This is a genomic window from uncultured Cohaesibacter sp. (assembly GCF_963556055.3).
Lineage (GTDB): Bacteria > Pseudomonadota > Alphaproteobacteria > Rhizobiales > Cohaesibacteraceae > Cohaesibacter.
Window position 1 is genome coordinate 509,181 of the sequence record NZ_CAUVYE020000013.1, and the last position, 13,935, is coordinate 523,115.

At 52.2% G+C, this 13,935-nt stretch carries 16 protein-coding genes; 3 read left to right on the forward strand and 13 right to left on the reverse strand.

Translation table 11 applies throughout. The annotated features are described in order from the left end of the window. Positions 1-289 precede the first annotated feature (289 nt). From ACHZB8_RS11015 to ACHZB8_RS11035, 5 genes are all read right to left on the reverse strand, one after another. Positions 290-1,345 carry a LacI family DNA-binding transcriptional regulator gene (locus ACHZB8_RS11015; RefSeq protein ID WP_316860314.1) on the reverse strand — a complete coding sequence of 352 codons (1,056 nt, stop codon included), beginning with the start codon at positions 1,343-1,345 and terminating at the stop codon, positions 290-292. Positions 1,346-1,578: 233 nt separating this feature from the next. Beyond that, the gene (locus ACHZB8_RS11020; protein WP_316860315.1) at positions 1,579-2,460 is read right to left on the reverse strand and encodes a cytochrome c1; all 882 of its coding nucleotides are present in this window, start codon (positions 2,458-2,460) and stop codon (positions 1,579-1,581) included. Positions 2,461-2,483: 23 nt separating this feature from the next. Continuing rightward, positions 2,484-3,737 (reverse strand): cytochrome b/b6, encoded by a 1,254-nt coding sequence (locus ACHZB8_RS11025; RefSeq protein ID WP_316860316.1) that lies wholly within the window; start codon positions 3,735-3,737, stop codon positions 2,484-2,486. Positions 3,738-3,765: 28 nt separating this feature from the next. Next, positions 3,766-4,290 (reverse strand): ubiquinol-cytochrome c reductase iron-sulfur subunit, encoded by a 525-nt coding sequence (gene petA / locus ACHZB8_RS11030; RefSeq protein WP_316860318.1) that lies wholly within the window; start codon positions 4,288-4,290, stop codon positions 3,766-3,768. Between the two features lie 391 nt (positions 4,291-4,681). After that, positions 4,682-6,505: an ABC transporter ATP-binding protein gene (locus ACHZB8_RS11035; protein WP_316860319.1), complete on the reverse strand. Its 1,824-nt coding sequence runs from the start codon at positions 6,503-6,505 to the stop codon at positions 4,682-4,684. 292 nt (positions 6,506-6,797) lie between these two features. Here ACHZB8_RS11035 and ACHZB8_RS11040 point away from each other — a divergent pair, with 292 nt between their 5' ends. After that, the gene (locus ACHZB8_RS11040) at positions 6,798-7,259 is read left to right on the forward strand and encodes a tRNA (cytidine(34)-2'-O)-methyltransferase (protein ID WP_316860320.1); all 462 of its coding nucleotides are present in this window, start codon (positions 6,798-6,800) and stop codon (positions 7,257-7,259) included. A gap of 1 nt (position 7,260) precedes the next feature. Further along, the gene (gene hemF, locus ACHZB8_RS11045) at positions 7,261-8,178 is read left to right on the forward strand and encodes an oxygen-dependent coproporphyrinogen oxidase (protein ID WP_316860321.1); all 918 of its coding nucleotides are present in this window, start codon (positions 7,261-7,263) and stop codon (positions 8,176-8,178) included. A 50-nt stretch (positions 8,179-8,228) separates the two neighbouring features. Here hemF and ACHZB8_RS11050 read toward each other — a convergent pair whose 3' ends face one another. The 8 genes from ACHZB8_RS11050 to ACHZB8_RS11085 all read right to left on the reverse strand — a co-directional run bounded on the left by ACHZB8_RS11050 (position 8,229) and on the right by ACHZB8_RS11085 (position 12,911). Continuing rightward, positions 8,229-9,185 (reverse strand): CCA tRNA nucleotidyltransferase, encoded by a 957-nt coding sequence (locus ACHZB8_RS11050; RefSeq protein ID WP_316860323.1) that lies wholly within the window; start codon positions 9,183-9,185, stop codon positions 8,229-8,231. Then, positions 9,182-9,472 carry a hypothetical protein gene (locus tag ACHZB8_RS11055; protein ID WP_316860325.1) on the reverse strand — a complete coding sequence of 97 codons (291 nt, stop codon included), beginning with the start codon at positions 9,470-9,472 and terminating at the stop codon, positions 9,182-9,184. Before ACHZB8_RS11055 ends, ACHZB8_RS11050 begins: the two co-directional genes overlap by 4 nt. A gap of 2 nt (positions 9,473-9,474) precedes the next feature. Beyond that, on the reverse strand, positions 9,475-9,741 hold the full coding sequence (locus tag ACHZB8_RS11060; RefSeq protein ID WP_316860326.1) for a DUF6111 family protein: 267 nt from the start codon (positions 9,739-9,741) through the stop codon (positions 9,475-9,477). After that, on the reverse strand, positions 9,738-10,367 hold the full coding sequence (locus ACHZB8_RS11065) for a CoA pyrophosphatase (protein WP_316860328.1): 630 nt from the start codon (positions 10,365-10,367) through the stop codon (positions 9,738-9,740). Before ACHZB8_RS11065 ends, ACHZB8_RS11060 begins: the two co-directional genes overlap by 4 nt. Continuing rightward, positions 10,364-11,023 carry a DUF1285 domain-containing protein gene (locus tag ACHZB8_RS11070; RefSeq protein ID WP_394706181.1) on the reverse strand — a complete coding sequence of 220 codons (660 nt, stop codon included), beginning with the start codon at positions 11,021-11,023 and terminating at the stop codon, positions 10,364-10,366. The genes ACHZB8_RS11065 and ACHZB8_RS11070 overlap by 4 nt, the downstream gene beginning before the upstream one ends. Before the next feature lie 153 nt (positions 11,024-11,176). After that, the gene (locus ACHZB8_RS11075; protein ID WP_316860330.1) at positions 11,177-11,671 is read right to left on the reverse strand and encodes an N-acetyltransferase; all 495 of its coding nucleotides are present in this window, start codon (positions 11,669-11,671) and stop codon (positions 11,177-11,179) included. Between the two features lie 316 nt (positions 11,672-11,987). Further along, positions 11,988-12,401, reverse strand: coding sequence for an NUDIX domain-containing protein (locus ACHZB8_RS11080; RefSeq protein ID WP_316860332.1), 414 nt, complete (start codon positions 12,399-12,401; stop codon positions 11,988-11,990). Positions 12,402-12,650: 249 nt separating this feature from the next. Continuing rightward, positions 12,651-12,911, reverse strand: coding sequence for a hypothetical protein (locus tag ACHZB8_RS11085; RefSeq protein WP_316860333.1), 261 nt, complete (start codon positions 12,909-12,911; stop codon positions 12,651-12,653). 74 nt (positions 12,912-12,985) lie between these two features. Between ACHZB8_RS11085 and ACHZB8_RS11090 the strand changes: the two genes are divergently transcribed. Next, positions 12,986-13,897 carry a metallophosphoesterase gene (locus ACHZB8_RS11090; protein WP_316860334.1) on the forward strand — a complete coding sequence of 304 codons (912 nt, stop codon included), beginning with the start codon at positions 12,986-12,988 and terminating at the stop codon, positions 13,895-13,897. The last annotated feature ends 38 nt before the right edge of the window (positions 13,898-13,935 follow it).

Genomic DNA, 13,935 nt, shown 5'->3' on the forward strand with positions numbered 1-13,935 from the left:
GTTGATAGACACACGACCCACCCCACAGATGAGAGGATGATCAAGCCCCCCTGATCGAGTCCAAAATCTGATTTGCAATCGCGACTGATCCCATTGAGATCCGCAATATCCTGATCCGCTTTCAACAAACAAATAGGTTGGTCAGCACACCAGCAACTCAATAGCAAATATCAGCCTGATATGCCAGCTTGGCTTTCGGCCTAATCGTCATGTCAAACGCCGACCACACACACCCTTGAAATCTGCCAGACCCGGCATCGAAAGTCACAATTCGGCAGCGAAAGACAAATCACGCCTCACCGGGAAAAGGAAATCCGCTCAATCGCACTATATGCGGCAAATAGACGGGCTCACTCAGCCCTTCATCCCCCCAGATCGCCTTGAGTGCGGCAACGCAGGCCTTGCCGTATCCTTCAACAGGAACGCCAACAGCATTCAGCCAATCGGCAATCCAAATGTTGATGGGATTATTGTCAAACCCGAAAAAGGCGAAATCCCGAACAGGATCAAGCCCGGCTTCGACGACCCGGCGCTGAGCGCCATAAGCCAGAACATCACTCATGCAGAGGATGACCCGAGGCGGATCCGGCATTTCCAGAATGGTCTTCATGCATGCATAGCCGACTTCTAGGGGATTGGGGTCACTGGTGGTAAAATGCAATATCCGCTCCGGGCCTATTCCGGCTTGCGCCATGCCATCAAGCACCCCTTGCCGCCGATAAGTCGCGGCCGTTGCATCAAGCGAGGCGTGAATAAGCCCAAAGCGATCAAGCCCCCTCACCGTCAGGCAATTGGCAATGTCAACACCGGCCTGATAATTGTCCAAACCGACATATGGGCTGTTGAAATTTCCGGGATCAGGTCTGTTGACGAAAAGCATGGAGACACCGTGCTCGCGCATCCGATCAAGAACGCTGCTCTGCACCGCACCGATAATGATCACGGCTCTCGCCAGTTGGGATTGCATCTCCAGCAGATATTCGTCCTGAACATCTGCCCTTTCGTGCGTGTCGCACAAGGACAGGACATAGCCCTCATCCCTCAGTGCCCATTCTATGGAAGAGGCAATCGCTGCCATAGCCGGATTTTCGATAGCGGCAGCCAGAAGCCCGACAATCCGACTCTCCTGACATCGAAGAGCCCGGCCAATGCTTGCAGGTCTGTAATTCAATGCCTCTACGGATGCACGAACCCTCAGAATGGTGTCCTTGGAGGCTTTGTTCGTTACGCCATTGATGATACGGGATGCCGTTGCGATCGATACGCCAGCATGTTCAGCAACCATTGCGAGCGAGGCCCGGCCATTTTTTTTCTTGGGTTTGGCCTTTTTGGAATCAGATGACATATGGGTTCCCTATAGGAATAATCTATATTTTCATAACCAATATGATCCGACCCTACAAGTCTTACGAGAGTTTTATCCAGCCACCAGCAAGAATTATTCAAAAGAGACCACAAAGCAACGTAAGTCCGCAATATTCTTGGTGATTGAGGACACTTTGCAATCGGCGGAAACGATCTCCAAACAGAAAAAGGGGCTCAAATGAGCCCCTTTGATCGATACCGATAAATCCTGATCTAGTGTTTGACGCCAGACCACAATTTTCTCTTTGTAAAATAGAGCAGCACGGAGAACATGACCAGGAAAATCAAGGCATTGATTCCGACCCGTTTGCGCTCTTCGAGCTTGGGCTCTGCCGCCCACATCAGAAACGCGGTCACGTCTTTGGCATATTGCTCCTTGGTCATCGAAGTGCCATCGGTGTAATCCACCAATTCATCATCGAGCGGTGGTGCCATGCCAATCGCGACCCCTGATCCGTAAGCAGGGTTGTAGTATTTATCCCCGACGGCTTCTTCCAGCTCCTCAGGAGTCTCTTCATAAGAGGTCAGAAGAGCATAAATATAGTCTGCACCATATTCCTGATAGCTGGTAATCGGATGCCAGACCATACGAATGAGATCATTGAAAAACTCAATACCGACATCCGGGCCAATCGAGGCAGCTCTGGCTTTCGCGATCAAGGAGAGATCCGGCGGCAGCGCACCACCGTTGGCAGATTTCGCCTCTTCGTCATTGGCAAAGGGTGATGGGAAATAATCGTAAGGCTTGGCTTCACGCATAAACATTTCGCCATCGGCATTCGGACCATCTTCGACTTCATATTCAGATGCCAGAGACTTGACCAGTTCTTCGTCGAACTCAGGTCCGCCTTTGTCGCTCAGGTTGCGGAAGGCGATATATTTCATCGCATGGCAGCTGGAGCAGACTTCCCTGTAAATCTGATAACCGCGCTGGAGCTGGGCCCGGTCAAACTTGCCGAATGCTCCGGAGAATGACCAGTCCTGTTTCTTGTAGTGAAAGCTGCTTTCACTCGAAGCCTCAACCCCTGCGACAGACATCGCAAGAGCTCCGGCCATGACGAGCGCACGCGCAGCGTTTTTGGTAAGCGTAATCATGGATCAACCCTTTCCTCGCTCGTTCAGGCTTTTGAATCGGCGCCGACAACTGCACTATGCTTTGCCAGAACCGCTTCGTTGATGGATGCAGGAACTGGCTTTGGCTTTTCAATGAAGCCAAGCACCGGCAAGATCACCAGGAAGTATGCAAAATAGTAGACGGTGAAGATACGCGCCCACAGGATGTAGCCTCCTTCAGCCGGTTTGCCGCCCAGATATCCAAGACCCAGACAAACAATCACGAAAATCCAGAAGAATTGTTTGCCAAGCGGGCGGTAGGACATCGAGCGCACCTTGGACGTATCAAGCCAAGGCAGCACAAACAGCACAAGAATCGCACCGAACATCGCCAGAACGCCGCCGAGCTTGTCGGGAATCGCGCGCAGAATCGCGTAGAACGGCAGGAAGTACCATTCAGGCACGATATGAGGCGGTGTGACCATAGGGTCGGCAGGAATATAGTTATCCGGATGCCCCATGAAATTCGGCACCATGAACATCATCCAGGCAAAAAAGACCAGGAAGACAACGGCAGCAAAAATGTCCTTGACCGTATAGTAAGGTGTAAAGGGAACCGTGTCCTGACTGTCCTTCACCTCAACCCCGGTTGGATTGTTGTTGCCGACCACATGGAAGGCCCAGATATGCAGGCCAACCACCGCTGCCAGCATGAAGGGCAACAGATAATGCAGGGAGAAGAACCGGTTGAGCGTTGCATTGTCAACCGCGAAACCACCCCACAAAAGCTCGACAATCGGGTCACCAATAATCGGGAAAGCCGAAAACAGGTTGGTGATAACGGTAGCGCCCCAGAATGACATCTGACCCCAAGGCAGAACATAGCCCATGAAGCCGGTTGCCATCATCAGCAGGAAGATAACGACACCCAGGATCCAGACCACTTCGCGTGGAGCCTTGTAGGATCCATAGTAAAGACCGCGGAAAATATGGATATAGACCGCGATAAAGAACATCGAGGCACCGTTGGCATGCATGTATCGCAGCATCCAGCCCCAATTGACGTCGCGCATGATATGCTCGACGGAGTCAAACGCAATGGCGGTGTTCGGCGCATAATGCATGACGAGCACAACGCCGGTCAGAATCTGGGCAACCAGACAGATCGCCAGAATTGCACCAAAGGTCCAAAAATAGTTGAGATTCTTTGGAACGGGATAAGCAACGAATGAGCCATGCACAAAACCGAAAATCGGCAGGCGGCGCTCCATCCATTTGACAAACCCGTTCTGCGGTTCGAAAGTCGAATGTCCGCTCATGACTGGTCTCCTTAAGATTTTGCTGGCATTAGCCGATTTTGATCAGGTCGTCGGTGACGAAATCATAAGGCGGCAGCTCAAGATTGAGCGGCGCAGGCCCCTTACGAATACGGCCAGCTGTATCATAATGCGACCCATGACACGGACAGAACCATCCATCATAGTCCCCTTGCTCACCCAAAGGCACACACCCCAGATGGGTGCAGATACCAATCTGGATCAGCCACTGATCCTTGCCAGCTTTGACGCGTTCTTCATCCGTCTGCGGATCTCTGAGCTCAGCCAAATCGACAGCCCGAGCAGCATCAATCTCTTCCTGAGTACGATACCGGATGAAAATCGGTTTACCGCGCCATTTCACGGTCAAGGTCTGTCCTTCTTCAATTGAAGAAAGATCTACCTCGATGGATGCAAGAGCAAGCGCGGTTGCATCTGGATTCATCTGGTCAATAAACGGCCATGCAAGCGCTGCCGCGCCTACCGCCCCAAACGCTCCGGTCGCGATATAAAGAAAATCGCGGCGGGTCGGTTCTTCCCTCTCGCTGGTAGCCAAGACTTGGTCCTCTTCTAACCAGTGCCCAACTCTAGCTCGCATGCGGCTCCTAAATGCAACCCTCTCCTCAAAGCGGGTAAGCTCCCTTGATCGCAACAAGCCAACTCAATCAAAGCAGACAAAGAATGTTTGCTTTTCCGCATTTCTTTTTACACTGAACACGGGCCTTGTCCAGAGCAACAGACGGCAGTTTAGACCAATTCTACCAAAACTCGGCTGACAAATTCGTCTTATACATGGGAAAAAGTCCCGTAAAGCTCAGCAATATTACGGATTAAAATAAGCAGAACTACAGAACACAAAGGGCAACAAGCCGTGACAAGCCTGTCGCTCAACGAGAATATTGTCGCACCTTAGAAAAGTTGTAAAAAGCCGGTCAAAAAGCTCAAAATCACGCGATGAAACCACCCGATTGCCGATCCCACAAGGAGGAATAAAGGCCTCCCTTTTGCAGAAGTTCTTCATGCGTTCCCATTTCAACCACCTGTCCTTGGTCCATGACGATCAAGCGATCAAGGCTGGCGATGGTTGAAAGCCGGTGGGCAATCGCCAACACAGTTTTGCCATCCATCAGGAGATTGAGGCTGTCTTGAATAGCCGCCTCGACCTCTGAATCGAGCGCCGATGTTGCTTCATCCAGCACCAGAATGGGAGCATTTTTCAAAAGCACGCGTGCAATGGCGATTCTCTGTCGCTGCCCACCGGAAAGCTTGATTCCCCGTTCTCCGACATGAGCCCGCAAACCGGTCCGTCCTTTGTGGTCCTTCAATCCGGCAATGAAATCCAGAGCCTGAGCCCGAACCGCAGCCTGACGCGCCTCCTCTTCGCTCGCCCCTTCTTTGCCATAGTTGATATTTTCCATCACGGAGCGATGCAGCAAAGACGTATCCTGAGTGACGACACCAATTTGCGATCTGAGACTATCCTGCTGTATGTCGGCAACCGATTGACCGTCAATTCTGATCGCGCCGGAATTGAGATCATGAAACCGCAGAAGCAGGTTGATGAGAGTAGATTTGCCGGCACCAGATCGACCGACAAGTCCGATTTTTTCTCCCGGTCTGATAGTCAGGCTGAGATTGTCAACCACGGGCTCGTCCTTGCCATAGTCAAAGCAAACCTTGTCAAAGACGATCTCTCCTTTCGTGACCTTCAGCGGCACGGCTCCGGGTTTGTCCACGACCACATGCGGTTTGGAAATTGACCCGATGCCATCCTGCACGGTGCCGATATTCTCGAAAATTCCGGTAACCTCGAACAGAATCCATTCTGACATCCCGAGCAGGCGCATGATCAGGCCGGTAATCAAGGCAATATCACCTGGCAGAGCCTGCCCCAATTGCCAGAAATAAAGAGCGACCGCGACCGATGAAAAGAGAAGCAAATGGTTGATGCTCTTGAGGAAAAGTTCCATCGAAGTGACCAGACGCATCATCCGGTAGACATTCTCGATAAAACGAACCATGAAGGTCTTGGCATAGCTGTCTTCACGCGAGGCATGAGAAAACAGCTTGACGATTGAAATGTTCGAATAGGCGTCGACCACCTTCCCGACCATCTCGGATCTCCGGTCCGCCTGTTCTTTCGAAACGTCCCGCAGCCGAGGCACAAAATGGTAGAGCACGCCCAGATAGGCAATCAGCCACACGATCATTGGCACCATGAGCTGCCACTTTGCTTGTGCGATGATCAGGGCCGCAGTTGTGAAATAGACCGAAACATAAACCAGAACATCAACCAGACGCGTCACGATTTCGCGCGTCGACATGGCAGTCTGCATGACTTTCTGTGATATCCGGCCAGCAAATTCGTCCTGATAATAGACCATCGACTGGCGCAGCAAATACCGATGCAGCAACCAGCGGATCGAAGTCGGGAAGTTTCCCATGATCGTCTGATGAAACAGAAGCTGCCAAACAAGTTCCACAACTGGCATGATCACCAGAATGAGGATCGCCATGAACCAGAGATCCGCTCCATGCTCGGCAAAGAAGCTCGCCTTGTCTCCTTCCGAAAGCCAGTTTACCAAATCCCCCATGAAGCCGTAGATATTGACCTCGATAATCGCAATACAGGCCGATAGAATCGAAATCACCCCCAGATAAGGCGCATAAGGTTTGGAGTAATACCAAATAAACGACCAGAAAGCCTTTGGTGGCTGCCGCAAGTCATCTTCTGCGAAGGGATCAACACGCTTTTCAAAAAACGAAAACATTACCTAGCTCCTGAAGAACCGCGGTTGGAATGATGAATGTGGTGAATTATTGAATCGGAAGAGAAACACGCCGATCCCGTCGGTGAGATGCCAGCAAGATATCGCATTCACTTTGCTGAATAAAATCTGTTTCACGGTCCGGGAAAGGAATGGCCATATCTGTGACATTTATCACACGAAAGAAAAATCCACCGACCCGACCAACTATCTGGAATGATTAATACAATCACCATCCCTTTGCCGAAAAAATATTCCCGTTGTCATCTGTCGAAAAGCCTGTAAAACAGGAGGCATGACAATGATCGATATTGCCCTTTATCAGCCGGACATTCCCCAGAACACTGGCACCATCTTGAGGATGGCGACCTGCCTTGACCTGCATGTTCATATCATCGAGCCTTGCGGCTTTACGCTCAATGACCGGACCCTGCGCAGGGCTGGAATGGACTATCTCGAAAGATCCTCCTTTACCAAGCATCTCTCCTGGGACAGATTTAAGGATTGGCACCAATCGAGCGGCAAAAGGCTCCTGCTCGCGACGACCAAGAGCAACCGTTCCTTTTATGGCCAGACATTCGAGGACGGCGACATCCTTCTGTTTGGCCGCGAGTCCGCCGGTGTGCCCGACGACGTCCATGACTATGCGAAAGACCGCATCACCATTCCGATGCGCGAAGGAGAAAGATCCCTTAATCTGGCGATCTCGACAGCAATGATCGTAACCGAAGCGCTGAGACAAGTGAGACATCTCTGATATGAACGAAACCACAAACAGCACACTTCCCGAAGGCTTGCCCACCGATATCGAGAGCAAGAAATGCACGGCAGAATCCTGGTTTCGATCTCTGCGCGATCAGATCTGCGCGGCATTTGAAGAAATCGAGAGAGACATCAAAGGCCCCAACGCCCATATGGAACAAGGAGCTTTCACCCGAACTCCATGGCAACGCACCGATCACACGGGCGCAGCTGGTGGAGGAGGCGAAATGTCTATCATGAAGGGCCGCGTCTTTGAAAAGGTTGGCGTGCATGTGTCTACAGTTCATGGAGAATTTGCCCCCCAGTTCCGCGACCAGATACCCGGTGCCGATGTGGATCCACGTTTCTGGGCTTCAGGCATCTCGCTGATTGCCCACTTGCACAACCCCCATGTGCCAGCGGTGCATATGAATACCCGCATGATCGTGACAACCAGACAGTGGTTCGGCGGCGGTGCCGACCTGACACCGGTGCTCGACAACAGGCGCAACCAGACAGACCCGGACAGCCTCGACTTTCACGCCGCCATGAAAAAGGCTTGTGATGCCCATGAAGTCGCCGATTATAAGGCCTACAAGGACTGGTGCGACCGCTATTTCTATCTGCCCCACCGCGATGAACCGCGCGGTATCGGCGGAATATTCTATGACCGGCACAACAGTGGCGACTGGGATGCAGACTTTGCCTTCACCAAAGACGTGGGGCTGGCGTTTCTCGATGTCTATCCAGGGCTCGTCCGCCGCAACATGGAAACATCTTGGACGGATGCCGAGCGGGAAGAACAGCTCATCCGTCGAGGTCGATATGTTGAATTCAACCTTCTATATGACCGTGGCACGATTTTCGGTCTGAAAACCGGTGGCAATGTGGCGTCCATCCTCTCCTCAATGCCACCGGAAGTGAAATGGCCCTGATAGGCGTTGCAGACCGACAGATGAGGGCAGCAAGAATGCGCAAGCAGCCCTTACCGTCGCAAATAGGCCTTTGAAAGCAGCTCCCTCTTGCTCAATTCAAAGCCGCTGTTGACCCATGCCCTTTCCAGTTGAGCCAGCCGACAGCCGACATTTGGACCGGGCTTCATGCCCCGGTCCAGCAAATCCCGGCCATTCAAGGGAAAAACCGGCATTTGCCATAATTCGAGATTGCGCATTTGCATGGAAAGATCAGTGAGATCAGGCGCAAGCTGTCGCCGCACAACTGCCAACAGGACGAGATCACAAGCCGTCTCCTTGCTGTGCTCATAGGCCAGCTTCTGCAACAAGTCTTCGGATACATCACGGATGGTCCTGACATTTTGTGCCATACGCATCATGTGATCCCGCGACCGATTGGGCAGCCGCAGAACGCGCGCCAATCTGGCGGCATCCTCACGCACATCAACCGCCAGTGCAGCAAAAAGAAGATTGATATCAGGCGACATATAGAGCCTTTTCGCCAATCGTTGCAGACGGGCAAAACGGGAAATATGGGGAACAGACCCCAGAATAGATGTGAGCATGCCACCCTTGTGCATCGCCTCAAGCGCCCCATAAGCGAAACGCCCCGTCACGAGCTTGACCATCTCGGCGCCAACCCGCTCGGCGGACAGGGTTGAAAGCTGCTTTTGGGCTGCAACACACGCAAAGTAATCTTGCTGATCAAAGGCCCTTCCATACTGAGCAAAGAAACGGAAGAATCTCAAAATGCGCAAATAGTCCTCGGCAATGCGTTGTGACGCCTGTCCGATAAAACGAACGCGGCGCTCCTTGGCGTCCGCAATGCCCTTGCCAGTGGGATCATAAAGGCGCCCGCCCTCATCGAGATAAAGCGCATTCATGGTAAAATCCCGACGCAAGGCATCCTCTTGCCAGTTCTTGCCAAAAGCAACCTCGGCGTGGCGTCCATCCGTCTCGACATCGGCCCTGAGGCTCGTCCACCTCAAACGACTGCCCCCTCGATGACCAATGTCACCGTTCCATGCTCTATCCCGGTTGGAATGGCTTGAACCCCCGCCTCTGCGGCCCATTTCACGACAGTGCCCGGATGCGCCGTTGTGGCACAATCGATATCGGAGACAGGCGCACCCAAAAGAGAATTGCGCACAGCACCACCGACCACACGGACCTCTTCTCCATCACGGTTCAGAAGGGCAAACACTGCTTGCAGTTCAGGCATCCGGCGCCAATTGAACGCACGATCCCCGTCGGTAAGAAAGAACCGGTCATCCATGGCTATTTTGCGTCCTTGATCTGGCCGGGAATGACTTTTCCATTCTCCTCGTGAGCAGGAATGTAAGTACCATCAAGTGAGTGATTATTGACCAGCGACATGACGATGAAACCGGCGAGCGAAAGCCCAAGTCCGGCAAGAACGAGCCAGTACCGCGGAGCATCAATCCAGGCTTTGCGGTGCATTTTGTTGGTCAGAAACAAATAGCCTGCATAAACAAGAAATGGCAGCAGAAAGAGGATACCTTGAGTGATGAAAACTCTAATCATGAAGAACAGACCGTTTCGTACAGGTTGTGCAAAATGCCAGCAGTAACACCCCAGATATAATGGTCTTCATAAGGCATTGCAAAATATTCGCGGCGTTTCCCGCGCCATTCTCCAACTTTACGCTGATGATTCCCCGGATCCATCAGAAAACGCAAAGGCACTTCAAAAATATTTTCCACTTCGCAAGGATTTGCCACAAGCTCAAAACCGTCCCGAACGGCTCCAAGAACCGGAAAAATCCGATAACCGGTGGCAGACACATAAGGCCGCAGCTGACCGAAAACATCGACAAATTCAGGTTTGAGACCAATTTCCTCCTGCGCTTCACGCAAAGCCGCAGCGATGGCATTTTCATCCCCCTCATCGAGTTTGCCACCGGGAAAGGCGATTTGCCCCGCATGCGAGGGAAGATGACCGGTCCGCAGGGTCAGGATGACGAAAGCCTCCCCACCCCGATCAACAATGGGAATAAGCACAGCTGCGTCTTTCAAATCCGAGACTTCGCCATCATGCCATGCAGGATCTCTTATTGGAGCCTGATCGGAGAGCACACCGCCTTGTGCCTCATCGCGAGCAAGAACATCCGCAACATGGGCTCGGAATTGGGAAGCGGAAATATGTTTCATTGACTTGCCTCGGATGATGAAATGTCTTCGAGGGCACAGATGGGATAGAAATGACCCGCACTATAAAGACCAAATTGCCCTCTATGGTCCCCCTCCCCCTCACTGGCCAGAGCAACCAGATCATACATCAGGGCGCGGGATAACAACGCTTCCAACTGCCCGCGGACCAGCAGATAGGCCTTGAAGCCATCTGTCTCCTTGTCGATTTCAAATCGCAAGCCTTGCTCGGACTGAAGTCGGACAACATCCCCCACATTGGTCTTGAAAACAAACACCCCATCGCGCCTTGTGTCACCGTCAACCACCATTTCCGACGCCAGAAAAGGTGCATCCTCGACCTCGATGCCAATTTTCTCGACCGGGGTGACAAGATACGTGCGACCATCGGCATCCTTGCGCAGGACGGACGCGAACAGCCGAACCAGCCTTTCCCGACTGATCGGCGAGCCAAGATAGAACCAGCGACCGTCCCTCGCTATCCGGATATCAAGATCACCACAATAATCGGGTTGCCAGGTCTCAACGGGAGGGAGCGCCTTTTCGTTGCTGTCTGTCATCAGGGCTTGCAAGCTCGCGGGAAGACCGGGCATGGCTCCGCCAACGTCTGTTTCATTTGCCTTTTCGGGCATGTCAGATCCACTTTTTTCACTGCTCATCCCGTCTTCAAGGCTCCCCTTTCATCAAACGGGACACATGAGAGACAGATAATCCTGTTCCCACGTCCCAGCTCAAATATAGAAGGCAGACGCTGTGGTGCAAGACAATTCATTTGATTGCAAAATGCAGGTCACCCGAAACAGGCAAAAGCCCTAGGCCGTTACGTGCCCCTTGCAGGCAGAGGCCTTGTCTTCATCAAGCGGCAGGATCAACAGACGCTGAGGATCGACGGGTCCGGGCATCGTAATCTGCCCCATGGGCACGACCTGAAAGCCGAATTTTGCGTAATAGTCAAAATCACCCACCAGCAGAATGGCGCAATAATCAAGCGTCTTGGCCTCTTTGACAGCCCGCTCCATCAACAATTTGCCAGCCCCCTTGTTCTTGAAATCAGGGTGGACAGCAAGCGGGCCGAGAAGAAGGGCCTGACAGGAACCAATCTTGATCGGCGAAAGGCGCACAGACCCGGCAAGATATCCGTGACTGGTAGCGACATAGCTCAGGGACGGAACAGGATCGACCTTTTCCCGCACGCGAAATGCCGTTCTTGCAAAACGACCCGGCCCGAAGGCATCCCGATGCAACTGTTCGATTGCGCTGACATGAAGGGGAAGTTCGCGTTCAAGAGTGAAGTCTAACCGGCACATTCTGGAAATTCCATTTCTCGCCACTTCATTCAGTTCAGCGTGGCGATCCAAAAAGACATGCTGTTGGGGTTCGTATTTCAGCCATCAGCCTCTCCCGGGCATCATTATACCCAAATCATGAGAGCATGCTATTGGCAGCACCTCGGTTAAAGTCCTCGTCGCAGCATAGTCGAGAGCCTCTTGCATCAAAGTTGCCCTGAGCTATCACACTCAGAATAGCCTGTCGATGCATTAGATTATGTTACAAACAAGTTTGACACAGAAATTTATACCGAATTCAACCGATATTCGGCATTAAATTTCATAAACAGCCATTTCATATCGGAGCCCAGAAATCCGATGCCGGCTTGTTCTCAAACAGCTCTTCCAGCCTTGCACGGGTCGCCGGAGTGACATCCTGGGGCAGACGATCAAACGAGAAGAAACCGGCATCGATAATTTCCCCATCCTCTGAGGCAGCAGGTGGCTGCATCCCGTCTTCACTGTCCCAGCGCCAGTCGCGCACGATGTAGCAAGCGATATAGTCTGGAACCGAAAGCGTGTGATTGAAATAGAGCCCGAGAAGTGCGGGTTCTCCAGTAGCAACCATCTTGGCTTCTTCCCTCATTTCACGCCGAGCTGCCTGTTGAGGCGCCTCTCCACGCTCAACACCACCACCGGGAAAATACCATCCCTTCATGTAACTATGTTTGACTAAAAAAACCGCACCGTCTGCACGCAAAATAATCACCCTCGTGCCCAGCAAGATTCCCCGTGTCCCCGACTGAAATCTCAAAGCCAGACTTATCAACCACTTTGGCAGAGAAACTTCGAGACCCGTCTTTCGTAAAACACTGAGAAAAAGAGATTTTTTGACCATTGCATTTTTCTCTTAACTGCCATGCAACATTACGACTATCTTCCTATTGGATAATTAGGAATATGGGCGCAAATTTTAACAAAGTGCTGATTATTTCAGCATAGAATGATCAAAAATTCATCAGATTGGAGCACGGCCATGATGAAATTTCTGAAAAGAGGAAAAAAAGCAGCTCGTTTTCACTGGCGTCCCGCAGTGAACATGTCTGATCGTCGGGTTGTCAATACCCTGATCAATCCAATGAGCTAATTTACAGCCCTTGCCTTTCATCGATCCCGGATTGATGTCAGCTGCAAATGCGGTATCAAAACGGCTGGAGCACATGGATGCCCCGGCCGTTTTTTTGTTTGCCTGCCCTCTTTGCTCCAGATCGAGGGACAAAACACGCCTCCCAATTCCACGAAAAAGAGAATACGGGCTGGACCTGCGCAACAAAAGCAACTATGCGCTATATCATGTTTAAACTGGCCCACATTTCCGATCCTCACCTTGGTCCTCTACCCGACCCAACGGCATGGCAGTTGGCCAGCAAACGCGTCTTTGGCTATGTCAACTGGCGTCGCAATCGCAAGGGAGCCCTGACGAGTAATGTGTTGGACAGGCTGGTCGAGGATCTATGGACACAAGATCCGGATCATCTGGCCATCACCGGCGACCTTGTCAATCTGGCGCTACCGGCAGAGATTGCAAATGCAAGACGATGGCTCAACGAGCTTGGCGCTGCGCGGGACATTTCGATCATACTCGGCAATCACGATGCCTATGTACCAAACTCACGGTTCAAGGCCGAAGAGGCTTGGAAACCCTATTTGCAGGGCGACGAAACTGATCCTGACCTCCAGCATGCTCCATCGTCCTTTCCGTTTCTGCGCATCCGCGATACTGTCGCGCTGATTGGCGTGAACTCCGCAAAGGCGACCATGCCACTGATGGCCACGGGCTATTTCCGCAAGGCGCAGGCAAAAAAACTGGCAGCCATTCTCGATGAAACCAGAGCGCAAGGCCTGTTTCGGGTTGTGATGATCCATCATCCGCCCAACAAGAACGCCACGCACTGGCATAAACGCCTCATTGGTGCGTCCCTTTTCCGCCATATCCTGCAATCACACGGTGCCGAGCTGGTCTTGCACGGACATACGCATCTGGACACCAAGCAAAGCTTGCCAGGCCCTCAGGGATCAATTCCCGTCATTTGCGTGCCAAGCGCCTCTCAGGGCTTTGGAAGCCACAAGCCACCGGCACGGTACAATTTGTTTGAGATAGACAGACAGCAAGGAAACTGGCGATGTAGCCTGACCGAGCGCGGCTATGCGCCGGAGAGCCATAAGATCGAGCAAATCGCGCAGCAGGACCTCATAATCCCCTGACGCTGGCAACACAAGCCGATGGGATAACTTGAGAGAGC